The sequence below is a fragment of the Micromonospora haikouensis genome, assembly GCF_000876225.1.
In the GTDB taxonomy this organism is placed as follows: Bacteria; Actinomycetota; Actinomycetes; order Mycobacteriales; family Micromonosporaceae; genus Micromonospora; species Micromonospora haikouensis.
In genome coordinates this window covers 1,039,762-1,065,063 of record NZ_JXSX01000001.1, presented here as the reverse complement: position 1 = coordinate 1,065,063, position 25,302 = coordinate 1,039,762, and the positions used below count along the sequence as shown (strand labels likewise).

Genomic DNA, 25,302 nt, shown 5'->3' with positions numbered 1-25,302 from the left:
GGTGAGTTCGGAAGACGTCTGCGGCCCGCACCGGGCGTCTCCGGCGACGACGGTGCTATGCGGGGCGGCGACGAGGGCGGGCCCGGTGCCCATATGCCTCCGCCTGGAGGCGGTAGAGGCTCGCGTACTCGCCCCCGGCCGCCAACAGCTCCGGATGCGTGCCCTGCTCGATGATCCTGCCGCCGGAGACGACGACGATGCGGTCGGCCAGGTGGACCGTCGAGAAGCGGTGGGACACCAGCACCGTGATCGCCCCGTCACCGCCGTACTCGCGAGCCTGCCTGGTGAAGAGTTCGAACAGGTCGTGCTCGGACTGCGCATCGAGGGCCGCGGTCGGCTCGTCCAAAACGAGGAGCAACGGGCTCGTGCGCATCAGCCCTCGCGCGACGGCGAGTCGCTGCCACTGCCCGTGCGACAGCTCGATCCCGCCGAAGATCCTGCCGAGGAGGGTCTCGATGCCCTCGGGAAGTTCGTGGACGAACTGCGCGGCGGCGGCACGCCGCAGGGCACCGTCGACGGCGACGACGTCCCCGATCTTCCGCAGGTCGCCCGCGCCGACCGATTCCCGCACCGGGACCTGGAGCTTCAGGAAGTCCTGGAGCGTACCGGTGCTCGCCGCCGCCCATCCGGACGCGTCCAGTCGCGTGAGGTCGACCCCGTCGACGGTGATGGTGCCTCCGGTCGGACGAAGCACCCCCATGAGGAGCTTGATGAGGGTGCTCTTGCCCGCCCCGTTCTCCCCCACGACAGCGATCGAGCAGCCTGCGGGAACGACGAGGTCCACCCCGTCCAACACGCGCTCCTCGGTGCCGGGATAGGTGAAGGAGACCCGATCCAGGACGATTCCCCGGGTCAACCGCGTTGGCGGCGGCAGCACCCCGGCACGGGACGCCGACGCGTATCTCGTGAGCCAGAGATGATGTTCGGCGATCCGCCCACCGGCAGCGACCTGGGTGATCGCATCGACCACCGCCTGCTGCTGGGTGCGCAGTTGACCGGCGAGCGAGATGAGCAGGACGGCACCACCCGCGGTGGTCCGCCCGGACGCCATCAGGTGCCCGACGAGGACGAGGGTGACGGCCAGGGCTCCGTAGTAGAGCGCCCAGCCGGCTGCCTCGATGCCCAGGCCCCGGAGCCGCGCCGCCCCCTCTTCGCGGGCGGCCCTCGTCCACAACTGCTGCGCGAGCCGGTTCAGCCTCTCGGCGTTCCCGCTGATCCGCACTTCCTTCGCAGGGCCGGGTCGCAGGCACAGCTCATGCAGCGCGGCCTCCTGCCGCAGCGGCTCCGCAGTCGCGTCGAACGCCTGCTGCTGGATCTTCCGGGCCCGGTTGGTCAGGACGAGGATCGGCAGGGCGCACGGCGCCAGAATGGTGAGCAGCGGGTGGAGATCCGCCAACAGCCAGACGCTCAGGCACAGTCCGACTCCGGCGGACACGGCGTAGGCCGCCGCCCAGCCGGTGGTGGTCAGGGCAACCGTTCCACGCCGCAGCATCGTGATCTGGTTGAGGAACTCGGCGCGCTCCAGGTGCTCGATCGTCGGGATCCGGGCCGCTGTCTCCGTGATCTCCTGCTCCATGGCCATCTGGACGCGGTTGACGAGGTCGTTGCGAAAGTTGAGGGCCAGCCGCTGGCCCACGACCTGCATGACGTAGGCGAGGATGCCGACCACGACGGCCTCGACGAGCCCGGCGAGCATGCGGGTGCCCGCCGCATCGACCAGCCACCGTTGGGCGCTCGCAGTGGCGGCGACGAGGCCGGCCTGGAGAAGGACGAGGACCCCGACGAAGCAGGTCACCCGGGGATCCGCGCGGTAGCTGAGCCGCAGGGTGTGGAGCGCCATCCGCAGGCTCGCCGGCACGGTCACCCCGGGGACTCCCGATGCGGGTGCCGGGCCGTGAACCTCGACGCCTGGAGCGTGAAGAGCCTGGCGTACGTCCCGCCGTCGGCCATCAGGGAGTCGTGATCACCTTCTTCGGTGATCCGCCCACCGTCGAGGAGCACGATCCGGTCGGCCGCCCGGACGGTGGAGAACCGGTGTGAGATCACCACCACCGAGGCGGCCGGTATCGACCCCAGGATCCGCTGGTGGAACTCCGCCTCCGCCCTGACGTCGAGGTGCGCCGTCGGCTCGTCGAGCAGCACCACCTGCCGCCCCTTGTCGACCGCGTGGAGCGTTCGTACCATCGCGAGCTTCTGCCACTGCCCGCCCGAGAGGTCGGTGCCGGCGGTCCCCGTACGCCACAGCGACGTGTCCAGGCCGCGGGGCCGGCCCGCCAGCAGAGCCCCCGCCCCGGCACGCCGGATCAACTCGTCGAGCTCGGCGTCGTCGGTCTCCACCTCCGGGGCGGCCAGGGTGATGTTGTCGCGGAGGGTCAGCGGATAGTGGACGAAGTCCTGGAACAGCGCGGTGACCCTGCGCCGCCACGCCTCGGGGTCGAGGTCGCGCAGGTCGACCCCGTCCACCGTGATCCGTCCCCCCGTCGGCTCGTACAGGCCCGCGAGGAGCTTGATCAGGGTCGTCTTCCCCACCCCGTTCACCCCCACCAGGGCCAGCCGCTCCCCCGCCCGGATGGTCAGGTCGAGTCCGTTCATGACAGGGCGGGGCTGACCGGGATACGAGAAGAACACCTCCTCGAACCTGATGGTCGGGATCGTCGCGGGCGGCGGCTGCAGCTTCCGCCGCGGTTCGACCTGCACGCGCTCAAGGACGGCCAGCGCCCGCATCGGATCCTTGCCGTACTCGATGTCGTGTGCCTCGGCACCGAGGGCGGCGACGGCGAAGATGCCCCAGGCAGCGACCAGACACGACGCCAACGCCCCCACGCTGATCCGACCGTCGAAGGCCGCACGGCCGGGGACCCCGAGTGCCAGACCGGCACAGACCACGGCCAGCACGGCCGCCGTCTTCTGGCTACGGAGAACCCTCCGCCGCAACTTCCAGTAGTCGGCCAGCCAGGCGAGGTGGGCAGCGGCCCGGCGTTCGACCACCCACCCGGCGAGACCGAACAGGCGGACCTCCTTCGCGGCCTCGGGCCCGGCCGCCAACTCCGCCCAGTAGTCGACCTTGCGCCGCTCCGGCATCGCCGCGTCCTTGACCGACTCGAGGTGCATCCACTGCCGGACGGCGATCCACCGCGAGGTGACGGAGAGCAGGAACAGCACTGCCGCCAGGACCGGGAAGTAGGCGCCGAGCGCCACGGCCATGGCCGCCGCGGAGAGGATCCGGCCGGTCAGCGACAACTGGCCCACGGCCGCCAGACCGGCGGACCTGTCGCGCCACGCCACGCCCTGGTCCGCGGCGCGCAGCGCCACGTCCTGGAAGGCGGGATCCTCCAGGTGGGCCATACCGGGCGGCCGGGAGGCGATACGTCGAAGCTCGGCGCGCACGGCACCGTCGACCTGCCTGGCGATCGAGGCCCGCAGGGTCGATCCGGCGATCTCCGCGAACTGCCGGACGAACATCAGGAGGGCGACGGCGACGGCCAGCCGGACGAACTCTCCCGACCTCGAGAGCATGGCGTCGACGAGTCCGCGGGTGGCCGCGACGGTGATCGGGCCGACCGCCACGACGACGACGAGGGACGCGACCAGGGCAGCCAGCCACCGTCGGTCCGCGTGGCGTAGCAACCCGAGCAGCCTGCGCCGTTCGACGTACACCGCCCGCACACCGGACGGGTTCACGTTCTCCCACAACGGCGGCGTGCGCAGGGCCGCGCCGCTCATGGGTCAACCACGCTGTTCCGCGCCTTCGAGCTGCTGGAGCGCACGCCGGAACAGCTCGGGGAGCCGGCGGATGTTGTCCTCGGCCTCCGCCGACTCGATGGATGCGAAGTAGTGGCACAGGACGCGGTTCTCCGCAGGCGGCAGCCTGCTCCACGGCCCCGAGCGATAGGGCTCACCGAGCGGCTGGGCCGCGTCACCGAGCCGCCCGCCCAGCACCGAGTAGAACATCTGGGTGACATGGCGGGGGCGGAAGAGGATCTCCCGGGGCGTCCGATCCATCATGACCTCCAGGTAGTCGAGGTCGAGGAAGCGGCGACGGTGCGCGCAGACGAAACCGCAGCACATGTGCGGCACGTACGGCACGTCGGGTAACGCCTCGGGAATCCACCGCACACCGCCCGGCAGTCGCCCCGACGCGAACCGCTCCTGCGAGTACATGAAGGCCGGCTGCCGCTCGGTGGCGGCGGCCCACCGCACCACCTCCAGCGGTTCGCCGAAGAAGAGGATGTCGCTGTCCATGCCGATGACCAGGTCGGCGTCGCCGAGCAGGAAGTAGTCGACGAGTTGCAGGATGCGGACGTTCCTCCGCCGGACCTCCGCGAGGAGTGGATGGTCCCCGAGCATGGCCTGGACCATGTCGTCGGCGTCGGGCCGCCGGATGACGCGGACGCCCAGGACCTGTTCCTCCAGCAGCGCCCGGTCGGCGTCGGTCAACGAGCCGTCGTCGTGCACGACCGCCCCCACCTGGCGCCAGTAGCCGGCGAGTGACTTGATGGCGAACAGGTACAACGGAACGTGCTTGTGGGAGACCAGGGAGTGGACCTGCACCGGAGCGGCACCGTCGAGTTCGGCCGGAGGTGCCTGGAGCATCCGACGGTGCAGTTCGTCAGGCGAGGAATGCGGCATCAGCGTCACCTTCGCCGGAGACGGATCTGCCGGGCCACCCGCTACCGGCGTCGCGCCCATCAGACCTCCTCGACACGATGTCGCAAACGGTCTCGTCGTCCGACGACGGTAACGCGAGGACGGCCGGCCGCCGGCTCGTCGGCCACATCCTGCCAACCCGGGCTCAGCCGGCGGAGCCCCGACCGACATGATCAGCCGGCGTCGACGGGTCGGAGGTCGGTCAGCGGTTCCCGCCGCTCAGTGCGGCGTCCCCGGTTTCGGCGTGACGCGTACGTGTGCGCGTTCTCCCTGCCTGCCGACGAGGCTGAGGAACTCGACGGGCCCGGCGCTGGTGGCGCCGAACCAGTGGGGGGTGCGGGTGTCGAACTCGGCGGCTTCCCCGGGTTGCAGGGTGAGGTCGTCGTCGCCGAGGACCAGGCGCAGGGTGCCGTTGAGGACGTAGACCCAGTCGTAGCCCTCATGGGTGCGCAGCTCGGGTACGCGGTTGTCGTCGCCTGCGGGCAGGACGAACTTGTAGGCCTGGATGCCGCCGGGCCGGCGGGTCAGCGGCAGGATGGTGGAGCCGTCGCCGGTGGCGATCGGACGCAGGTTGATGCGGGGATCGCCGGTCAGCGGGGCGTCGACGAGTTCGTCGATGGTGACGTTGTGGGCGCGGGCGAGCGGGAGCATCTGCTCGAGCGTGGGGCGCCGTAGGCCGGCTTCGAGGCGCGAGAGGGTGCTGGCCGAGATGCCGGTCTCCTCGGCCAGATCGGTGAGGGTGATGTTGCGGCGCTGCCGCAGCTGCTTCAGCCGCGGGCCGACCGCGTCGAGGGTGCGGTCCAGGTTCTCGTCCATGCACCCACTTTGCCATTCGGCAAGAAACTTTGCGCATCTTCGCCGGGGCGCCCAGGATCGGGTCACGACCGGAGTAGACCGCGAAAGGGCAGGTCACATGCTAGATCAGACAGAGCTGGTGCGGGACGAGATCGTCGGCGAGGACACCGACCGGGCCGTCGCCCGGCTGACGAACGCGCAGGCCGTCCGATGACGCACAGCTTCGACAAGGCCTACTGGCAACAGCACTGGCAGCAGACCCACGCCGGTCGGCCCGGCTCCATGGCCGGCAACCCACCCAACCCGTACCTCGCCCGAGAGACCGCCGGCCTGGCACCGGGCACCGCCCTGGACGCCGGATGCGGCGCCGGTGCCGAGGCGATCTGGCTCGCCTCCCGTGGCTGGCAGGTCACCGCCGCCGACATCTCCGCCGACGCCCTCGCCCACGCTGCCGTCCGCGCCGCCGCCAGCGGGCCGACGGGGCCCATCCGGTGGGTCGAGGCGGACCTGACCGGCTGGGAACCGGGCCGGCGCTTCGACCTGGTCACCACCCACTATGCGCATCCCGCGATGCCGCAACTGGCGTTCTACCAGCGCATCTGCGACTGGGTGGCACCCGGCGGCACCCTGCTGATCGTCGGGCACCTGCACACCTCGCAAGGCAACGGCCACGACCACGGTCACGGCCACGGTCATCCCGCCGAGGCGACGGTCACCCTCACCGACATCACGACCGGCCTCGACGAAGCCGACTGGGAGGTCGTCACCGCCGAGGAGCACCAGCGCCCGATCCCCGGGCCCGGCGGCCAACCGGTCACGCTGCACGACGTCGTCGTACGCGCCACCCGCCGCCGCTGACCCCACCCTCTCCCGACGCCGGGGACCGAGGTCCCTCCCGGCGTACCCCATCGCGCCCCTTGGAAGGAACCCGCGCATGCCCGCCCCCGACAGATCCCCGAGCGTGAGCGTCCCCGACGCGACGATCCGCGACCCGCGCCAGCGCCGCGCCATCCTGATCGCGGTGTGTATCGCCCTGATGGCGGTCATCGCCTCGGTCTCCGGGCTCAACGTCGCTCAGCCGCAGATCGCTGTCGCGTTCGACGCCTCCCAGAGCACCGTCCTCTGGATGATCAACATCTACACCCTCAGCCTGGCCGCGCTGCTGCTCCCACTCGGCGCCCTCGGCGACCGGGTGGGCCGCAAACCGATCCTGCTCGCCGGGCTGGCCCTGTTCGGCGTCGCCAGCGCGGCGGCGGGGCTGGCCACGTCCTCCGAGATGATGATCGCCGCCCGGCTGCTCGCCGGCGTCGGGGCCGCCATGATCATGCCGGTCACCCTGGCCGTGATCACCTCGACGTTCCCCGACGGGGAACGCTCCAAGGCGATCGGCGTCTGGACCGGCGTCGCCGGCGGCGGCGGCATCCTCGGCATGTACCTGTCCGCGGTCCTCGTCGACTGGGCGAACTGGCGGTGGCTGTTCCTGCTGCCGGTCGTGCTCGTCGCCGCAGCCACCGTCGCGGCCCTGCGAGCTGTCCCGAACTCCCGCGAGAGGTCGCAGCACGGTTTCGACCTGGTCGGGTCACTGACCTCGGTGATCGCCGTGGTCGCGCTCATCTACGTCCTGCACGAGGGCCCGGTCCACGGTTGGACCGCACCCGTCACCCTGGCCAGCCTGCTCGTCGGCGTGGTCGCCGCCCTCGGGTTCGTGGCCTGGGAACTACGCCGGGTGGCACCCCTGCTCGACGTGCGCCTGTTCCGCGACCGGCGCCTCGCCAGCGGCTCACTGGCACTGCTGGCCCTCTTCGGCGTCCAGGCCGGGATCTTCGTCGTGCTGTTCCCCTACTTCCAGGCCGTTCTCGGCTGGTCCGGACTGCGCTCCACCCTCGCGCTCATGCCCATGGCAGCGATGATGATGCTCGCCTCCGGACTCGCCCCGCGCGTGGCCGCCCGGGCCGGAGCCCGCGCGACGATGGCGGCCGGGATCCTGCTCGGCGGCACCGGCCTGGCGCTGATGGCCGCCCTCGTCTCCGTCGACGGCGGCTACCTGACGATCCTGCCCGGCATGCTCGCCATGGGACTCGGCATGGGCCTGACCCAGACCCCCTCCACCGAGGCCATCACCTCCGCTCTGCCCCGCGAACGCCAAGGCGTCGCGTCCGCCCTCAACGACGTCACCCGCGAGTTCGGCACCGCTCTCGGCGTCGCCCTCCTCGGGGCGGTCCTGACCGCCGGCTACCGCGACGCCATCACCCCTCGCCTCGCCACGGTCCCCACCGACACCGCCGACACCGCCCGCGAGGGCATCGCCAACGCCATCGACACCGCCGACACCGCCGGCGCCCAGGCACCTGCCCTCATCCGCGCCGCCCAGGAGTCGTTCGTCGACGGCTGGCGTCAGGCCATGTGGGCGGGAGTCGCCGTCATGACGATCCTCTTCGTCTACGTCCTGGCCCGGGGCCCGCGACGGACCATGCCCACCACGCCGGCCACCCCGTCGCACTCGACCAGCGACGCCATCGCCGCGTAACGCCCGATCCACCCCCGGCGAACGCCGGGCCCGCCAGGCGGCCGGCGGGCCCGGCCGTGACGCCGACAAGCGTTCGGGTGCGCCGGCGTCCGCGGCCGGGACGCCGCGTCCGACTCCATCGTGGCGCAGGACGCCCTCGTCATGGCGGCGGGAGCTCCACCACCCGCGTCGCCCAGCGGCTCATCAGGGCGGGGTCGTGGGTGATGAGCAGGACCCCCGCCGAACTGCGGCGCTGGTAGTCGGTGACGACGGCGGCGACGTGGGCCTGGGTGGAGGCGTCGAGCATGGCGGTGGCCTCGTCGCAGAGCAGGTAGTCGGGCCGGTGCACGAGGGCGCGGGCGAGGCAGGCGCGTTGCAGTTGCCCGTCGCTGACCGCGTGGGGGCGGCGGGCGAGCAGGTCGGGCGTGAGGCCGACCAGGTCGGCCAGGTCAGCGGTACGGGCGGAAGCCTGGTCGCGGGACGCGCCGGTGGCGCGGAGCGGTTCGGCGATGAGGTCGGCGAGGCTCAGCCGGGGGTCGGTGGCGGAGCGGGGGCTCTGGAACAGGATCGCGACGCGGGTCCGCAGGGCGACAGGCAGCCGGTGCCGGGCACCGCCCACGGGGCGCCCGTCGATGGTGACGTGCCCGCTGTCGGGGGCGTGCAGGAGGGCGAGCACGCGGGCGAGGGTGGACTTGCCGCTGCCGGAGGGCCCGCGCAGTCCGACCGTCTCGCCGGGGGCGATGTGCAGGTCGACCCGGTCGAGGACGCGCTGCCGGCCGTACGCGACGGTGACCCGCTGCGCGGCGAGCCCGCCGGCTGCGGCCCCGTGCACGGTGTCGTCGGTGGTGACGGTCATGCGGGCGCTCCGGGGGTGAGCCGGTGGTGGCAGGCGACCTGCCCCGCACCGTCGGGCAGGAGGCGGGGTGGGATGTGGCAGGCGTCGGTGGCGCGGGGGCAGCGTGGGGCGAAGGCGCAGCCGTCGGGCAGGTCGGTGAGCATGGGCGGATGACCGGGCACGGGCGTGAAGGCCCGGTCGGGCAGGGCGTCGAGCAGTCCGGCGGTGTACGGGTGGGCGGGTGCGTCGAACAGGGCGGCGGTGGGACGGTGTTCGACGATGCGGCTGGCGTACATGACGGCGACGGTGTCAGCGACGCGGCGGGCGGCGGTGAGGTCGTGGGTGATGAGCAGCACGGCCGCTCCGGTGTCGCAGCGGCGGCGCAGCAGGTCGAGGGTGTGGTCGACCAGGGGCCGGTCGAGGCCGGTGGTCGGTTCGTCGGCGAGGAGCAGCGGCGGATCGGGGGCGAGGGCCAGGGCGGTGGCCAGCCGCTGGGCCATGCCGCCGGACAGCTCGTGGGGGTAGCGGTCCAGGTCGCCGGGGTCGAGTCCGACGTCGGCGGCGATCCGGTCGGCGGCGGCGGGGGCGGTGCGGCGGGTGTGTCCGTGGGCGCGCAGGGTTTCCTCCAACAGCCGCCGGCCGCTGCGGACCGGGGTGAGCGCGGTGGCGGGGCTCTGCGGGACGAGGCCGACGGCGCGGCCGCGTACGTGGCGGGTGAGGTGTCGTTCACCGGCTTCGACCAGGTCGACCGGATGGCCGTCCGGCGGGTGCAGGTGGGCGCGTCCGGTGACGGTGGCGTTGCGGGGCAGCAGACCGAGCAGGGCGTGGGCCAGGACGGACTTTCCGCAGCCGGATTCGCCGACGACGGCCAGCAGTTCGCCCGGGTGCAGGGTGAGGCTCAGGTCGGTGACGGCGTGCACGACGGCGCCCCGGAGGTGGAAGCGGACGGTGAGCCCGTCGACGCCCAGCAGGGCGTGAGCGCGGCGGGTGTCGGTGGGGACGGTGGTGGTCACAGGTGCAGCTCCGCTCGGACGCGGGGGTCGAGGCGGTCGCGCCAGCGGCCGGTGAGCACGGCGAGGGCGAGGGTGACCGCGACGAGGAGGAGGCCGGGGACGATGCTGGCCCACCAGGCTCCGGTGAGCAGGGACCGCTGCCCGTCGTTGATCATGTTGCCGATGGAGGCGAGGTGCGGGGGCAGGCCGAGGCCGAGGAAGGACAGGGCGGTCTCGTGCCAGACGGCGTGCGGCACCATCAGGGTGGTGGCCAGGGCCAGTCGCGGCAGGACGTGCGGCAGCAGGTGCCGGGTGAGCACGCGGGTGCGGGAGGCCCCGCCGGAGATGGCGGCGTCGACGAACGGGCGGGTGCGCAGGCTGAGCAGCTCGGAGCGGACGATGCGGGCGGTGGACAGCCAGTGCGTCAGCCCGATGGAGGCGATGACGGCGCCGAGGCCGGGGCGCAGCATCGCGACGACGAAGATGCCCAGCAGCAGGTGCGGCAGGGCGGCGACGGTGTCGACGACGCGCATGAGGGTCCGGTCGACCCGGCCGCCGAGGGTGCCGGCGACCGCGCCGACGAGGCCACCGACGACGGTGGCGACTCCGGCGGCGACCGCGCCGACCAGCAGCGACACCCGCAGGCCGTAGAGGCTGCGCAGCGCCACGTCGCGGCCGAGGTCGTCGGTGCCGGCCAGGTGGTCGGGCGAGGGCGCGAGGCGGGTACGGGCGAGGTCGACCGCGCTCTGGTCGAGTGGCCACAGCAGCGGCGCGAGCAGGCACACGGCGACGGCGGCGGCGAGGACGCCGACGGCCACCCCCGCGCCCAGGCGACCGGTGCGGAACCGGGTCGGCGGGTGGGTGCGGGCCGGGGTGGTGGCCGGGGGCCGGGCGAGGTCAGTCATCGAGGCGTACCCGGGGGTCGGCGGCGGCGTAGGCGAGGTCGGTGGCGAGGCTCGCGGCCAGGACCACGACGGTGGTGGTCAGGGTGGTGGCCGCCAGCAGCGGGAAGTCGGCGCCCAGCGCGGCCGCGACGGTGACCGCGCCGAGGCCGGGCAGGGAGAACACGGTCTCCACCAGGACCGCGCCGCCGACCAGTTCGGGCAGGTGCGTGCCGACCAGGGTGAGGAACGGCAGCAGCGCGGTGCGCAGCGCGTGGCCGAACAGGACGGTGCGACCCGGCAGGCCGCGGGCGCGGGCGGCCAGGACGTGGTCGTCGCGCAGGCTCTCGGCGACGGCGTCGCGGACGAACAGCACGAACCACGGGGCCTGGGAGATGGCCAGCACCGTCACGGGCAGGATCAGGTGCCGGGCCACGTCGGCGGGGTCGGTGCCGGTCGCGGTGATGTCGGTGAGCCCACCGGCGGGCAACCAGCCCAGGGCGAGGGCGAACACGGCGATCGCCGCGAGGCCGATCCAGAACACCGGCATCGACTGCACGGCGTACGCGGCGGCGCGCAGCGCCCGGTCGAACCAGCCTCCGCGCCGGTACGCGGCGAGGGTGCCCAGCAGCACGCTGGCCACGAGGACCAAAGCGAGGGCGGTGCCGACGAGCAGCAGGGTCCAGCCGGCACGGGCGGCCAGCACGGAGGTGACCGGCTCGTGCCGGCTGGTCGACCAGCCCAGGTCGCCGCGCAGCAGGTTGCCGATCCAGCGGGCGTACTGCACGGGCAGCGGGTCGTCGACGCCCCAGTTCGCGCGGATCTGCGCGAGGTTCTCCTCGCTGGCGGTGAACGCCGCCGCGCCCGCGTACTGCTGCGCGGGGTCGATCGGGGAGGCCGCGCCGAGGGCGAACATGCCCATGCTGGTCGCGGCCAGCACGGGTACGGCCACCAGCAGCCGCCGCCGGACCACCGCCCCGGCCCCGGCCAGCCGCCGACGCCCGGTCGTCGCCGCGGTCACGGCTGCTTCGTCCAGGTGTACACGTTCCACCAGAGGCTGTTGGCGACGTCGTGCTCGTGCGGCTCCACCCGCGGCGTCACACCCGCGACGGTGTCCCTGACGACGTAGGTGTGCTGCAGGTAGGTGAGGAACACCCACGGCACGTCGGCGGCGAGCTGCTTCTGGAAGGTGGCGTAGGCGGCCTTGCGGACGGCCGGGTCGGCGCTGTCGCGCCCCTGCTGCAACGCGCCGTCGGCGACGGCGGACCGGTAGGAGCCGGGGTTGAAGAAGCCCTGCCCGGCGAGGGCCGAGCCGAACAGCTTGTAGGAGACGAAATCCGGGTCGTACGGGGTGCCGTAGCCCATCACCAGCGCGTCGGTCTTCATCCGTGGGGTGATCGCGTCCCAGGTCAGCCCTTCCGGGGTGACCCTGATGCCGACCTTCTTCGCGTCGGCGGTGACGGCGAGGGCCAGCTCCTTGCGCAGGCTGTCGGTGGCCGGGTACATCAGCGTGAACGCGGCCTGCCGGCCGCCCCTGGCCCGGATGCCGTCCGGGCCCGGCCTCCAGCCGGCGGCGTCCAGGGTCGCGGTCGCGGCGGCCGGGTCGGCGGCAGCCCTGCCGACGATCGACGGCTCGGCGAACTCCGAGGAGGGCGGCACCGGCCCGAACGCCGGCTCACCCGCCCCGCCGAGGACGCCGGTCACCATGGCCTGCCGGTCCACCGCCGTGTTCAGGGCCCGCCGGATCGCCAGGTCGCCGGTGACCGGGTTGCCCATGGGCAGCATGACGCCCCGGTAGTCGGCGGTCGGGACCCGCTGCACCCGGTAGCCGCCCTGCCCGTCGAAGCCGGTGGCCAGCTTGGGTGCCAGCTCGGCCGCGTCGAACTCCCCGGCCCGCATCCGCTGGGCGCGCACGTTGTCGTCGGCGACGAACGCGACCACGACACCCGGGTTCTTCGGCCGGCCGCCCCAGTGCTTGTCGTAGGCCGCGAGCACGAGCCGGTCCCCCGGCGTCCACGCCGTCACCCGGTACGGGCCGGTGCCGACCGGCCTGCGGTTGAACTCGGCCTTGTTGACGTCCTGCCCGGCGAACGCCTTCGCCGGGACGATCCCCAGCGCCAGCCGCTGCAGGAACGGCGCGTACGGGTGTTTCAGGGTGAAGACCACGGTGGCCGGGTCGGGCGCGGTCACGGAGGCGAGCATGTCCAGGTCGGAGCGCAGCGTGGAGTCGACCTTCGGGTCGAGCACCGCCCGGTAGGTGAAGACGACGTCCTGGGCGGTGAGCGGGGTGCCGTCGTGGAACAGCACGCCCTCGCGCAGCCTGGCCGTCACGGTCCTGCCGTCCGCCGACACGGTCGGCAGGTCGCGGGCCAGGGCGGGCACCAGCCGGTTGCCGGCGTCCCGGGCGACCAGCCCGTCGAAGATCAGTGACGCGCCGTCGACGCCGTAGTTCAGCACCGGGTTGAGGGTGTCCGGTTCACCCGCGGTGGCCACCACCAGCGTGCCGGCGTCGCCCGCCCCGCCGGACGACGCCGTCGGCGACGAGCAGCCGGCGACGGCGAGCAGGGCGGCGACGGCCGCCGCCGTCACGCGCGCGGGCAGGGGCTTGACCATGACGTACTCCAGGCATCGTGCGGCCACGGGCGGCGGCTCCTCGAACGTTCGTCGTCGCATGCGCTGGGCGGGCACCCCGGCACTGGTTCGGATCATCGCGCCGCCGGAGCACCCGCCCACTGATGCCACTATCGCGCAGTTGCCAACGATTGGCAATAAGCCCCCATCGGGGTGCCGGTGACACCGCTCCTCGCCGGTGTCACCCCCGGCCTCGCACGGGCGCGATCCTCCGCCACGCGACTCCAGCGCCTCCCCGGTTTCGCTGGCGCGACGGGCGCTCACGGAAGCCGATTGCCGATAGTGTTCTCAACCACCCTGTCCGCTCGTCCTGAAGGGTTCTGCCATGAGCTTTGGTCGTCGGCGGCTATCGCGAACTGTCGCCGCCGCGCTGCTCCTCGTCGCCGGGGTGGCTGTCCCCGCCGGCCCCGCCGAGGCGGCGAAGAGGGGCCCGGACCTCGCGGTCGCCGCATCCGGGACAAGAGTCCCGCTGGGGGTCGAGAGGAAGGTCGTCCATCTGAAGGTCAGCAACCTGGGGGACGAGACCCCGACCGACGTCGTCGTCAGGGTCCGCCAGCCGCAGGAGGGCCCCGGCCCCCTGCCGGTCGCCCTGATCTGGCACTCAGAGGGTGGTGTGGGCGAGTGCGACGGCGATTTCGGCGGGTTCTACTGCCGACTGTTGCCGGAGCTGATCCCGGGGCCGGGTGAGACAGTCGACGTTCCCGTCGACGCGACCGTCTACGGGGCTGCGGGGCCCTACGAGGGCAAGTTCGAGGCTTCGGTCACCATCGGGCCGGAGAAGGACGCGAACCCGGCCGACAACACCGGATGGTTCCCGCTGGAGCTGGTCGACCAGTCCAGTGCCGACCTCTCGGTGGTCGCCCCGGACGTGAAGCAGTCGGTGCGGGTCGGGGCCGACGACACGCCCGAGCCCGCCGGGACGCTGCACCCGGGCGAGACGGGTGCGGTCCGGCACACCGTCGCCAACCAGGGCCGGAAGGCCGTCAGCGGAGTGCGGGTCACGCTGCGCCTGCCGGAGGGGGCGACCTTCACCAGCCAGCCGACCGAGTGTGTGCTCGCCGACGCCGGGCGGTCGGCGGTCTGCACCTACGAGAGCCTCACCCTCGTCCCGGCCGTCGAGGACACCGATCCGAACGACACGACCTACTCGGCGGTCGAGCTGTTCAACCTGGTGAAGACCGCGGCCTCCGCCACCGCCCCGGCGACGTTGCGGGGCGGAACCGTGCAGGTGGAGGGCCTCGCCGAGCGGTCGACGGACGACCGCTCCAAGCCTGCGCGCACCGCGCTGCCCGCGAACGCCGTCGCCGTACGGGTGGCCGACACGGACGACAGCGACAACGAGGACGGGTTCGCCGTGGTGCTGGCCGCGAAGAGCGGCGGCGACGATGGTGGCGAGAATGGTGGCGGCGGCGGTGACGGCGGGTTGCCGGTCACCGGGCCGCAGGCCGGTCTGATCGGCGGGATCGGCGTCGCGGCGCTGGCGGTCGGAGCCGCGTTGTTCCTCGCTGCCCGGCGTCGCCGGATGATCCTGGTGAGCCCCGGGGACGAGAGGTCGGCAGGCTGATCCGCCCCGCCGGCCGGTGCGGCCGGACTGGCCCCGCTCGGGGGACGAGCGGGGCCGGTCGGCGATCGCCACCGCGTCAGGCGGTGTGGCCGGGTCGGGCGGTGTGGCCGGGTCGGGCTGCGACGGCCTCCGAGGCCGCCCGGGGCCCGTCGGCCGTGAGCATCACGCGAGGGGCGTGAGGTTGAACCGCTGGTTGGTCTGTCCGTGGCAGTCGTAGAGCTGGATCTGCGCCCCGTTGGCCGTGCTCCAGACGTCCAGGCAGCGCCCGGACTGCACGTTGCTGATGGTGCCGTTGGAGTTGACGTTCCACTGCTGGTTGGCCTGGCCGTGGCAGCCGTAGATCTGGACCGCCGCGCCGTTGCCCGTGCCCGCCGCGTCCAGGCACATGTCGCCGTACACCTGTAGTTGCTTGGTCGAGGTGTACGTCCACGACTGGTTGGACTGCCGGTTGCAGTCCCAGAGCTGCACCCGGGTGCCGTTGGCGCGGGAGGCGTTGGGCACGTCGACGCACCGGCCCGACTGCGCGCCGACGAGCTGGCTGGCGGTGCCCGGCGGGCTGGTGGGCGGAGGGGTGGTCGGGGTGGTGGTCGGGGTCGCCGTCGGGCTGGTCGGCGGGGTGGGCAGCAGCGGGCACGTGCTGCGGTAGGTGACCACGCCGCTGGTGTCGAGCAGCGGGCAGAGGAACTGGCTGTAGCGGGCGTCGTTGTCGACGAAGATCTTGAGGAACGGCAGCATGGTCCGGATCAACACGGGGTTCGACCGGCCGACCATGAACCCGTGGTCGGCGCCCGCGACCTCCAGGTAGGCGCTCTCCGTGGTGGTCGGGAGGCTGTTGTAGAGGCCGGTGGCGTAGGACGGGGTGACCACCGTGTCGGCCTGCCCGGAGAAGACCATCGTGGGCACCCGGTCGGTGGCCAGGTTCGACGACGGCGAGTACGGCGCGATGCCGACCGCCGCCTTCAGCGACGAGCGCCGCATGGCCGCGCTCAACGCCCCACCGCCGCCCATGGAGTGACCGGCGACGGCCAGCCGGCTGGAGTCGACGCGGTCGCGTACCGGGCTCTGCTGGGTCAGGTAGTCCAGCGCGGCGAGCAACTGGGTGCCCCGGGCCGTGTCGAAGTCGTTGCGGCTGTTGGTCTCGATGCCGATCACGACGAAGCCGTGGGAGGCCAGCCACGGCCCCATCCAGGCCAGCTCGACGGAGAACAGCGCGGTGTAGCCGGGCGAGATCGCGATCGCGCCGAAGGTGCCCTGGCTGGTGTCGGTCGGGTAGTAGATCCGGCCGCCGTTGAAGCCGTAGCCGGTCGGGACGGCGACCGACGTGTTGGCGAAGGGGCCGTTCTCGGACGCGACGCTGGCCCGGGTGGGGTCCGGGCCCCGCTGGTACGGGTTGTCGGCGGCCGACGCCGACCCCGTCGCCACCGCGATGGTGAACAGCCCGACGGCGGCGGCGATGCCGGCTGCGGCCAGCTTGGCCAGTCGTCCCCGCAGGCCGGGGGCCACCCGGCCGGCGCTGGTGTTCCCCGGGGGCGGGGGGTGCGCGTGTCCTCGCACTGTCGGTTCCTCCTGGTGGTGGGGTGGGTGTGGTGGGTCCGGCCGGGCCGGGACGGGGCCAGGTCTACGTTCACATCGATCGATGGTTACCAAGGCTGACAGACAACCCCGGGCGTTTCAACCGGTAGTTTCGAACGAAGTGCCCGAAAGTTTCGACCACGGCCGACCGCTGACCTGGACCCGAAACGGCGACAACGGCACTGCCGGTGACGCGCAGTGCCGTTGTCGCCGTGGCGATCAGGCCAGCCTCAGCTCCCCGCCCCGCCCCCGGGAGCCGGCCCCGCCGAGCGGGGCGCCGCCACCTCCAGGTGCCGATTCCTCACGGACGCAGGGCCTTCGCGGCGGGGGTCCAGGTCGACTCGTCCGCGACGTCGGCGACCGTGATCCCCTTCGCGACCTTCTCCACCTCGGCCAGCGGCAGCCTGTTGCCGAGGCCCTGGCTGCTGACCTGGAGGACGACGCTGCCGTCGGCGCTCCAGACGTTGCAGAAGCCACCCCGCGCGGGGCCGTCGGTGGTGCGGTAGCACTTCGTCGTGCCGGGCTCCGGCGACTGGTTCGAGCTGGTGTTCGGCGTGACGAAGATGTGGAAGCCGTCCTTGATGGCACCCTCGCCCTGGTCGTACGGCGCGGTGAGGCCCGAGGTCGGCATGGCCGGCCTGGTGTACGTCGCGCCGCCGTAGTCGCCGGCGCGGGCCGAGGCGACGCCGTCGAGGCCGGGCATGGCGTGCGTGCCGCTCTGCAGCGGCACGTAGCCCGCCGGGACGTAGCCCACCGTGAACGGCACCGGGGCCGGCTTCGGCTTGCTGGGCTTGAGGCCCTCGACCAGGCCCCCGAGGTCCTGGAAGCTCGGCGTGGCCTCGTCGCCGGAGATCGACGTGACGGCCGCCCAGGCGTCGCGGGCGTACTCCCAGGCGAAGAGCTTGTTGCCCGCGACCGCTGGGCCCTGCGGGTCGAGGCCGACCGGCAGCGTCGCCTGGACGGCCTTGCGACCGGCCACGGTGACCTTCTTGCCGTCCTTGATGCGGGCGGGGTCGAAGGCACCCGGCCGGTAGACGGTCAGGTACGCCCACAGGCTCGGCTTCCCCTTGGCCGCCCTCTTCTTCCACTCGATGATGTCGCCCCGCGTTCCCGCCTCCTCCTCGGCCGTGACGGGCTTGTCGTTCGAGGTGTGGCGGTCGGAGTAGACGGGGGCGATCTGGTAGGTGGTGGACGCGACGATCGGGTCTTGCACGTGCAGCGTGCCGGCGTCGTACCCCTGGAAGGTGAAGGTGAACGGCGCGGCGTCGGGCCACGTGGCCTCGGCGGGCCCGGCCGCCGCCGCGCCGGCCCGTGCCGGCGCGGCCGGGGTGTTCCGCTCGGTGCCGGAGGTCGGCAGCAGGAACGCGCCGGTGACCGCGACCACGACGAGACCGGCCGCGCCCGCCGACGCGAAGCCGGCCCGGCGGCGCCGCTCGGCCCGCCGCCCGGCCGCGACGATGTCGTCGACGGTGCGGGCCATCGGCGGCTCCTCGCCCGTCACGGCATCCACGAATTCACGCAACTGCACTGGTCCACTCCTCCATCTGCTTCCCGGTGAGACCGATGTGTTCGCCGGCGAGGGCCTCGCGCAGCTTCGCCAGGCCACGGGAGACCTGGCTCTTGGCCGTGCCCACCGTGCAGTCGAGCACGCCGGCCGTGTCCTCCAGGCTCAGGCCCAGGTAGTGCCGGAGCACGACTGCGGCCCGCTGCCGGGCCGGCACGGCGTCGAGCGCCGCCCGCAGGCGCATCCGCTCGTCGGCCGCGGCGGTCGGGTCCCGCAGCGCCACGTCCGGCATGGCGTCGCCGGCCGACCGCTCGCGTCGCCAGGGCCGGCGGGTCTCGTCGATCGCGGCCCGGTAGACCATGGTCTTGGCGTAGAGATCGGGCCGTTCCAGCTTCCGCCAGCGGGGGTAGAGCTTGACCAGCGCGTTGGCCACGGCGTCCTCCGCCGTGTGCCAGTCGCCGCAGGTCATGTACGCCAGCTTGCGCAGCGACGCCATCTCTGACGTCACGAACTCGCGGAACGCCTGCTCGTCTTCGGCTCTCAAGTCGACTGCCTCCTCGTGACGGAGGTAGAACGGAGCCACCCGTCCGGGGAGTTGCACCGCCCGGGGAAGTAGTCGTCCGAGGACTCTGCGCGACCGCGCCGCATGCCCGAGGGGACGGGGAGCGCCGCCACCGCAGCGCGGCGACCCAAGATCGAAACTATCGCTTGATGAATCCGCAACTTTCTGAAAACATATGACCATCAATACGTGAGCGTTAACACGGGCTGGTGGCAACCCCACGACTCCGGGAGGTGCTTCCGTCGACCACGCGGAGGAAGCCCGGACGCCCGTGGCCGCCACCACCCCGTGGCCCGGTCGGGCAGCCGGGCCGCTCACCCCTAGCGGCAACCCGCCGGCCGCACGCTCCGACACCCCTCCTGCCGGGCCGGCCGACGGGCGGCAACACGACCCCACCACGCACATGACGACCGATGAAAGGAACCAGGCAATGGTGAGGCAGTGGAAACACAGATACGTCCTCTCGTCCGTCGCGGCCGCGGCGGCGCTCGTCGTCGCCACCGCCGGCGGCGTGCTGACCGGCAGCCTCGGCCAAGCGGCGGAGGCCGCGACGAACGGCACGCTCGCGGCGACCGCCGGCTGTGGGAAGGCCCCCACGCTGACCAGCGGCACCCGCACGATCTCCAGCAGCGGGCAGAACCGCAGCTACATCCTGCGGATCCCCGACGGGTACGACAGGAACCGCCCCTACCGGCTGATCTTCGGCTTCCACTGGCTGAACGGCTCGGCCAACAACGTCGCCTCGGCCGGCTACTACGGACTGCTGCCGCTGTCGAACAACAGCACGATCTTCGTCGCGCCGCAGGGCATCGACAACGGCTGGGCCAACACCAACGGCCGTGACCTGACCCTGTTCGACGACATCTCCCGGGTGATCGAGAACGACCTCTGCGTCGACACGACGCAGCGCTTCGCGCTCGGCTGGAGCTACGGCGGGGCCATGAGTTACGCGGTGGCCTGCGCCCGGCCCACCGTCATCCGGGCGGTCACCGTCCTGTCCGGGGCCAACCTCAGCGGCTGCAACCCCGGCACCCAGCCGGTGGCGTACTTCGGCATCCACGGCATCTACGACAGCGTGCTGAACATCTCGATGGGCCGGTCGCTGCGCGACACGTTCGTCAGGAACAACGGCTGCACCGCGCAGAGCCCGCGCGAGCCGAGCCGCGGCAGCCTCACCCACATCACCACGCTCTACTCGGGCTGCCGGGCCGGCTACCCCGTGCAGTGGGCCGCCTTCGACGGCGACCACACCCCCAGCCCGGTGGACGGCTCCTCCAGCCCCAACGACTCCCGGACCTGGACCTCGGGCGAGATCTGGAAGTTCTTCAGCCAGTTCGCGTCGACCACGCCCCCGACCACCGCTCCCCCCACCAGCACGCCGCCGACCACCCCGCCCCCGACCACCCCGCCGCCGACGACTCCGCCGCCGACCGGCGAGCCCGGCACCTGCACCGCCACGTACCGCGCGGTCAACAGCTGGCCCGGCGGGTTCCAGGGCGAGGTCACCGTGGCCAACAACACCACGGCCACGCTGAACGGCTGGACCGTACGCCTGACGCTGGGCAGCGGCCAGGCCATCAGCAGCGTCTGGAACGGCGTCAACACGGGCACCACCGGCAACGTCACCGTCAAGAACGCCGCCTACAACGGCACCTTGGCCGCGAACGGCTCGACGACGTTCGGGTTCACCGCCACCGGCGACGGGCCCGCGCCCAGCAACGTCTCCTGCACCAGCCCCTGAGCACGGCACGACCAGGGCCCGGAGCCACCCGGCTCCGGGCCCTGGTCGTCAGCGCCCCGGCTCGGTCCCGGACAACACCGTCCCGTCCGCGCGCACGGCGTCGCCGGGCTCGTAGTCGAACCAGTCGAAGCTAACGCTGCCGGCCCCGGCGTACATGCCGATGACCCGGCCGGTGAAGCCGCCGGCGACCTCCGTGGACAGGTAACGGCCGTCGAGCGTGCCCAGCACGTCGTACGTGCCGTCCGCCGCCTCGATGCCGAACCGGAGCACGTCGGGTTCCTTGGCCGGGTGCCAGTCGCCCGGCGACGGGGCGACCACGTCGACGCGCAGACACACCGGGCCGGCACCGACGGGCCGGGTGGCCACCGTGGACAGCACCGAACCGATCCGCGCGAGCACCCGCACCTCGCCGTCGCCCGCCTCGATCTCGTAGTGGTGCCGCTCGTCGAGGCGTACGGCGAGGCCGCCGCGCCCACCGGTCGCGTCGACCAGCGTCCGCACCCGGCACGACAGGTGCTGCTGGCGGCGGCCGACGAACGTGACGTCGGGCTCGTTCAGCGACGCGCCGCGCGCCCGCAGCGTGAGCCAGCCGGGCCGCTCGGTCAGCGACCAGCTTTCGGCGGGTCGGGACCGCACCGACACCCAGCGCGGGTGCAGCCCGTCGGCGTCGAAGTCGTCCCGCACGGCCGACGCCGGCACCGGGTGCGCGGGCCACGGCGGCGCTTGCATGACCGGCTCGACCGCGCCCACCACCGGCCAGTCGTCGACCCAGGTCACCGGGGCCAGGAACGTCTCCCGCCCGAGCACGTGCCAGCCGGGGGTGCCGCCGCCGGGGCGTACGCCGAGCAGCACCATCCACCACGTTCCGTCGGCCGCCTCGACGAGGTCGGCGTGGCCGGTGTTCTGGATCGGACGGTTGGTGCCCCGGTGGGTCAGGATCGGGTTGGCCGGGCACGGCTCGTAGGGGCCGTCGGGCGCGGGGGCGCGGGCGATCGAGACGGCGTGCCCGCGTTCGGTGCCGCCCTCGGCGATCAGGAGATACCAGTGGTCGCCGATCCGGTACAGGTGGGGGGCCTCCGGCGCCTGGGCACCGGGCGCGCCGGACCACAGGCGGCGGGGCGGGCCGAGCGTCCGGCCGGTGTGCGGGTCGATGCGCACCTGCTCGATGCCGGCGTAGGTGCACCAGCAGGTGCCGTCGTCGTCCCAGGCGAGGTCCGGGTCGATGCCGGCGATGCCGGGCAGCCGGACGGGATCCGACCAGTCGCCGGCGGGGTCGGTGGCGGTGCAGATCAGGTTGCCGCCGCCGTCGGCGCAGTTGGTGACGATCAGCCAGAAGCGGCCGTCGTGGTGGCGCAGCGTCGGCGCGTAGATGCCGGCGGACGACGGCATCGTCGCGGGCAGCACCAGTTGGCCGGGCCGGTCCAGCACGTTGCCGATCTGTTCCCAGTGGACGAGGTCGCGGCTGTGGAAGATGGGCACCCCGGGGAAGTACTCGAAGCTGGAGCAGGCCAGGTAGTAGTCGTCGCCGACCCGGCAGACGCTCGGGTCCGGGTGCAGACCGGCGAGCACCGGGTTGGTGAACGCGCCGTCGCTCCAGCCGGCGGCGCCGGGGGTGGGGTGGGCCTGGGCCGGAGTCATCTGCTGCCTCCCGGGGTCGAGGTGGCCCGCGCGGTGCGGGCCGTACCGCAGTCTCCCCGGCGGCCGGGTTCCGGGTCAGCCCCGGGCAGCGTTCGACCGGCGACCCGGAACACCACGAACAATGTATCGGCATCGACATGACTCATTCAGAATTGCGCCTGCCGAGCGATTGTGAGCGGCCCTCACCGCCAATTCGGTTCCCCCTCGGGGCAGGGACGTGTTAGCGCAAACATGGTGACCCGGTATTCGGCACTCGCGGGCCCTTGCCCCATAGGTCGCGCTCACGTGATTCGCCGCGAACTGGGCGACTTGCACCTGATCGGAGCGCGCCTGATCTGCCGCTACGGGAGCGCTTCCACGCCGGGCGGCGACTGTTTCACGAAGATTTCCGGCAAGTCTCGGGAACGCCTTGACAGCTCATGTGAGCGATAACACTATGAACTTCCCGTTACGTTGGCGGCAGGAGTTCGCATGAAAGTAACCGTGGGTCGTGGTGCCTCCGGAGGGCTACGACGGGTCTCACTGGCGGCCGTGGGGGCACTCCTCCTGTGCGCCGGCGTCGTGACGATCGGCACAGCGGCGCAGGCGGCCGACGAGTGGTCCCCGGAGTCGTCGCACACGTCGACCGACCGGGGCGACGGCACGTACACCGTGCCGCTGCTGCGCTCCGACGTGCCGGACATCAGCGTCGAGCGGGTCCCGGCCGCCGAGAACGACGAGGGCCGCGACATCTACTACATGATCAGCACGACGATGCACCTGAGCCCGGGTGCGCCGATCATGAAGTCGTACGACCTCGTCAACTGGGAGACGGTCAACTACGTCTTCGACCGGGCCAGCATCGGCGACTCGTTCTCCCTGCGCAACGGCCAGAACTCGTACGGGCAGGGGCAGTGGGCGTCGTCGCTGCGCTACCACGACGGCATGTACTACGTCGCGTTCAACACCAACAACCTCAACGGCGCGTACATCTACCGCACCGACGACATCGAGAACGGCGCGTGGCAGCGCACCGCCCTCGGCCGTGGCCTGCACGACCCGTCGCTCTTCTTCGACGTCGACGGCACGCCGTACATCTTCTACGGCTCCGGCGGCACCAGCGCCGTACGCCTCAACGCCGGCCTGACCGCGATCGAGCAGGACTACCCGAACATCTTCACGGCGGCCGACTACGCCGGCCAGCCGTTCATCGGCGGCCTGTTCGAGGGCGCGCAGTTCTACCACATCGACGGCTGGTACTACGCCGTCATCATCACCTGGCCCTCCGGCCAGGGGCGTCAGGTCGTCATGTTCCGCTCGAAGGACCTGCTCGGGCGGTACACCTCGGCCGGCGGGGTCAACACGTACGAGGCGCGCGGCGTGCTCAACTCCAACGGCTTCGCCCAGGGCAGCCTCGTGCCGGTCGCGCGCGCCGGCGGCGGGACCGACTGGCACGGAATGTTCTTCCGCGACACGTTCCCGATCGGCCGCATCCCCGCCCTCATCCCCGCCACCTGGTCGGGCGGGTGGCCGACGTTCGGCAACAACGGCGTCGTGCCGGTCGACGGCGCGTTCGCCAAGCCGATCCGGCTCAGCCCGGCCGAGGAGGCCCTCGAACGGCAGAAGAGCATCGTCGCCTCGGACGACTTCGCCAACGACGCGCCGCACAAGGCGTACCAGGACGAGGAGTGGACGATCCCGACGCCGCCCGACCTCGACGAGTCGCTCCTCGGCGTCGAGCTGCTCGGCAACGCCGGCTTCGAAGCCGGCAGCGTCTCGCCGTGGGCCGCGCAGTTCGGTGCGACCCTCGCCCTGGAGCCGGCCGACGCCGCCTCGGGCTCGGCGGCGCTGCGGGTCGGCAACCGCACGCTCAACGGCTCCGGCCCCAACCAGAATCTCGCCGGCAAGCTCCAGCACGGTGTGACCTACACGGTGTCGGCGAAGATCAAGTACACCTCGGGCCCGGCCAGCGTCCGGTTCAACCTGGCCGCCGACTGGGGCTCCGGCGTGCAGGTGATGACCTTCGGCACCGTCCCCGTCGGCCAGTGGACGACGGTCACCGGCCAGTACACGTTCCCGGCGACGGCGAACCTCGCCAACGTCAAGTTCGCGGTGGAGACGCCGTGGGGCAACCCGCAGCCGGCGTCGTCCACGGTGGAATACCTGATCGACGACGTCTCGGTCGTCGGGCAACCCGTCACCACCGAACACCCGACCGAGGCGGAGATCGCCCCGAACGGCTCGCGGCTGGACCTGGCCTGGGAGTGGAACCACGCCCCGGACAACCGGTACTGGTCGCTCACCGACCGGGAGGGCTGGCTGCGGCTGACCACCGGCAAGGTGGTCACCGGCCAGTACGTCTACACGAAGCTGTCGAACCGGGCGGAACTCGCCTGGTTCGAGGAGGCGCGCAACACCCTGTCGCAGCGCACCTTCGGCCCGCGCCAGTCGGCCGAGACCCGGATGGACATCTCCGGCATGCGCAACGGCGACGTCGCCGGCCTGGCCGCCTACAACCGGGGCTTCTCGTACGTGGCGGTCAAGCGCGTCGACGGCCAGAACACCCTCGGCGTGGTCAACCGGGGGCAGCCGTTCGCGGTCGACCTCGACCAGGCCGCGCTGGAGAGCTTCCTGCCGGGCACGACGGTGCCGCTGGGCGACGCGACCGTGGTGCACGTGAAGGCCGACCTCGACTTCGCCTCGCCGGTCGGTCAGCTCTGGACCACGTTCTACTACAGCCTCGACGGGCTCACCTGGACGCAGCTCGGCAACCGGGTCGGCCCGCAGACGCTCGACGGCAGCCTCGCGCACTTCATGGGCCACCGGGTCGGCCTGTTCAACTACGCCACACAGGCCACGGGCGGGCGGGTCGACTTCGACCACTACCTGCTCAGCGACACGCTGACCGCGCAGGGCCAGCCGCTGGACACCGGCGCGCTCGACGCGGCCATCGCGCACGCCGAGACGCTCGACAGCCGGCACTACCCGGCGGACGCCTGGACGGCGATGCGGGCCGCACTCGCCAGCGCCAAGGCGGCCCGGGCCGGCCGGTTCGGCACCCAGAACCAGATCGACGCGCCGCAGCGGTCGCTCAGCTTCCAGTTGGCGCGGCTCGGCGTGCTCCGGGCCGAACCCGAGCTGCCGGTGACGGCGAGCGCGCAGGCACGGTGCGTCGGCGGCCGGGCCTACGTCGCCGTACAGGCCACCAACGGCCACACCGCACCCGTCGACATCACCCTCGAAACCGCGTACGGCACCCGCACCGTCACCGGCGTCGCACCCGGCGCCAACGCCTACCAGTCCTTCACCACCCGCGCCACCTCCATCCCCGCCGGCACCGCCACCATCCGCGCCACCGGCACCATCGACGGCACCACCGTCACCACCGTCACCACCGCCAACCACCCCGCCCTCAGCTGCGGCGCATAGCCGACCGGCCCGAGAGGGGCCGGCGA

18 protein-coding genes are annotated in these 25,302 nt (G+C 72.5%); 5 read left to right on the top strand and 13 right to left on the bottom strand.

Annotated elements, in window-relative coordinates; translation table 11 throughout:
• Positions 1-55: 55 nt before the first annotated feature.
• From TK50_RS04840 to TK50_RS04825, 4 genes are all read right to left on the bottom strand, one after another.
• Positions 56-1,864 carry an ABC transporter ATP-binding protein gene (locus tag TK50_RS04840; protein WP_052503610.1) on the bottom strand — a complete coding sequence of 603 codons (1,809 nt, stop codon included), beginning with the start codon at positions 1,862-1,864 and terminating at the stop codon, positions 56-58.
• A complete protein-coding gene (locus TK50_RS04835; RefSeq protein WP_052503609.1) occupies positions 1,861-3,723 on the bottom strand; it encodes an ABC transporter ATP-binding protein in 1,863 nt (620 codons plus the stop codon). Before TK50_RS04835 ends, TK50_RS04840 begins: the two co-directional genes overlap by 4 nt.
• A gap of 3 nt (positions 3,724-3,726) precedes the next feature.
• Positions 3,727-4,629, bottom strand: a complete 903-nt coding sequence (locus TK50_RS04830) for a hypothetical protein (protein WP_144420159.1) — start codon at positions 4,627-4,629, stop codon at positions 3,727-3,729.
• A gap of 237 nt (positions 4,630-4,866) precedes the next feature.
• On the bottom strand, positions 4,867-5,463 hold the full coding sequence (locus tag TK50_RS04825) for a helix-turn-helix domain-containing protein (protein ID WP_043961654.1): 597 nt from the start codon (positions 5,461-5,463) through the stop codon (positions 4,867-4,869).
• Positions 5,464-5,652: 189 nt separating this feature from the next.
• Between TK50_RS04825 and TK50_RS04820 the strand changes: the two genes are divergently transcribed.
• Positions 5,653-6,300: a class I SAM-dependent methyltransferase gene (locus TK50_RS04820; RefSeq protein WP_043961652.1), complete on the top strand. Its 648-nt coding sequence runs from the start codon at positions 5,653-5,655 to the stop codon at positions 6,298-6,300.
• Positions 6,301-6,376: 76 nt separating this feature from the next.
• The gene (locus TK50_RS04815) at positions 6,377-7,969 is read left to right on the top strand and encodes an MFS transporter (RefSeq protein WP_043961651.1); all 1,593 of its coding nucleotides are present in this window, start codon (positions 6,377-6,379) and stop codon (positions 7,967-7,969) included.
• A gap of 139 nt (positions 7,970-8,108) precedes the next feature.
• On the opposite strand, the gene TK50_RS04810 is transcribed toward TK50_RS04815, so the two are convergent.
• Genes TK50_RS04810 through TK50_RS04790 form a run of 5 tightly spaced genes read right to left on the bottom strand, consistent with a single transcriptional unit; the run spans position 8,109 to position 13,296 of the window.
• Entirely contained in the window at positions 8,109-8,804 is a 696-nt protein-coding gene (locus TK50_RS04810; RefSeq protein WP_043961650.1) for an ABC transporter ATP-binding protein, read from the bottom strand.
• Positions 8,801-9,796, bottom strand: a complete 996-nt coding sequence (locus TK50_RS04805; protein WP_043961649.1) for an ABC transporter ATP-binding protein — start codon at positions 9,794-9,796, stop codon at positions 8,801-8,803. Before TK50_RS04805 ends, TK50_RS04810 begins: the two co-directional genes overlap by 4 nt.
• Positions 9,793-10,680, bottom strand: a complete 888-nt coding sequence (locus tag TK50_RS04800) for an ABC transporter permease (protein ID WP_043961648.1) — start codon at positions 10,678-10,680, stop codon at positions 9,793-9,795. The genes TK50_RS04805 and TK50_RS04800 overlap by 4 nt, the downstream gene beginning before the upstream one ends.
• Entirely contained in the window at positions 10,673-11,677 is a 1,005-nt protein-coding gene (locus TK50_RS04795; RefSeq protein WP_043961647.1) for an ABC transporter permease, read from the bottom strand. Before TK50_RS04795 ends, TK50_RS04800 begins: the two co-directional genes overlap by 8 nt.
• Positions 11,674-13,296 carry an ABC transporter substrate-binding protein gene (locus TK50_RS04790; RefSeq protein WP_241773921.1) on the bottom strand — a complete coding sequence of 541 codons (1,623 nt, stop codon included), beginning with the start codon at positions 13,294-13,296 and terminating at the stop codon, positions 11,674-11,676. The genes TK50_RS04795 and TK50_RS04790 overlap by 4 nt, the downstream gene beginning before the upstream one ends.
• Before the next feature lie 316 nt (positions 13,297-13,612).
• Between TK50_RS04790 and TK50_RS34095 the strand changes: the two genes are divergently transcribed.
• A complete protein-coding gene (locus tag TK50_RS34095) occupies positions 13,613-14,851 on the top strand; it encodes a COG1361 family protein (protein WP_158499155.1) in 1,239 nt (412 codons plus the stop codon).
• 162 nt (positions 14,852-15,013) lie between these two features.
• Here TK50_RS34095 and TK50_RS04775 read toward each other — a convergent pair whose 3' ends face one another.
• The 3 genes from TK50_RS04775 to TK50_RS04765 form a co-directional block, all read right to left on the bottom strand.
• Complete coding sequence (locus TK50_RS04775; protein WP_082106165.1) at positions 15,014-16,405, bottom strand: poly(ethylene terephthalate) hydrolase family protein; 1,392 nt, start codon at positions 16,403-16,405, stop codon at positions 15,014-15,016.
• 319 nt (positions 16,406-16,724) lie between these two features.
• Entirely contained in the window at positions 16,725-17,951 is a 1,227-nt protein-coding gene (locus tag TK50_RS04770) for a hypothetical protein (RefSeq protein ID WP_043961643.1), read from the bottom strand.
• A complete protein-coding gene (locus tag TK50_RS04765) occupies positions 17,938-18,471 on the bottom strand; it encodes a SigE family RNA polymerase sigma factor (protein ID WP_043963830.1) in 534 nt (177 codons plus the stop codon). Before TK50_RS04765 ends, TK50_RS04770 begins: the two co-directional genes overlap by 14 nt.
• A 448-nt stretch (positions 18,472-18,919) precedes the next feature.
• On the opposite strand from TK50_RS04765, the gene TK50_RS04760 reads away from it, so the two are divergent.
• Complete coding sequence (locus TK50_RS04760; protein WP_043961642.1) at positions 18,920-20,230, top strand: CE1 family esterase; 1,311 nt, start codon at positions 18,920-18,922, stop codon at positions 20,228-20,230.
• A 48-nt stretch (positions 20,231-20,278) separates the two neighbouring features.
• Here the strand turns inward: TK50_RS04760 and TK50_RS04755 are convergent, their stop codons facing one another.
• Positions 20,279-21,868, bottom strand: a complete 1,590-nt coding sequence (locus tag TK50_RS04755) for a glycoside hydrolase family 43 protein (protein ID WP_043961641.1) — start codon at positions 21,866-21,868, stop codon at positions 20,279-20,281.
• A gap of 531 nt (positions 21,869-22,399) precedes the next feature.
• Between TK50_RS04755 and TK50_RS04750 the strand changes: the two genes are divergently transcribed.
• On the top strand, positions 22,400-25,276 hold the full coding sequence (locus TK50_RS04750) for a family 43 glycosylhydrolase (protein WP_043961640.1): 2,877 nt from the start codon (positions 22,400-22,402) through the stop codon (positions 25,274-25,276).
• Positions 25,277-25,302: the final 26 nt, after the last annotated feature.

Bases quoted from the DNA above. Each gene is read 5' to 3' on its own strand.
- TK50_RS04835 (WP_052503609.1), bottom strand. From the start codon at position 3,723: ATGAGCGGCGCGGCCCTGCGCACGCCGCCGTTGTGGGAGAACGTGAAC.
- TK50_RS04830 (WP_144420159.1), bottom strand. From the start codon at position 4,629: ATGCCGCATTCCTCGCCTGACGAACTGCACCGTCGGATGCTCCAGGCA.
- TK50_RS04825 (WP_043961654.1), bottom strand. From the start codon at position 5,463: ATGGACGAGAACCTGGACCGCACCCTCGACGCGGTCGGCCCGCGGCTG.
- TK50_RS04820 (WP_043961652.1), top strand. From the start codon at position 5,653: ATGACGCACAGCTTCGACAAGGCCTACTGGCAACAGCACTGGCAGCAG.
- TK50_RS04815 (WP_043961651.1), top strand. From the start codon at position 6,377: ATGCCCGCCCCCGACAGATCCCCGAGCGTGAGCGTCCCCGACGCGACG.
- TK50_RS04810 (WP_043961650.1), bottom strand. From the start codon at position 8,804: ATGACCGTCACCACCGACGACACCGTGCACGGGGCCGCAGCCGGCGGG.
- TK50_RS04800 (WP_043961648.1), bottom strand. From the start codon at position 10,680: ATGACTGACCTCGCCCGGCCCCCGGCCACCACCCCGGCCCGCACCCAC.
- TK50_RS34095 (WP_158499155.1), top strand. From the start codon at position 13,613: ATGAGCTTTGGTCGTCGGCGGCTATCGCGAACTGTCGCCGCCGCGCTG.
- TK50_RS04760 (WP_043961642.1), top strand. From the start codon at position 18,920: ATGGTGAGGCAGTGGAAACACAGATACGTCCTCTCGTCCGTCGCGGCC.
- TK50_RS04755 (WP_043961641.1), bottom strand. From the start codon at position 21,868: ATGACTCCGGCCCAGGCCCACCCCACCCCCGGCGCCGCCGGCTGGAGC.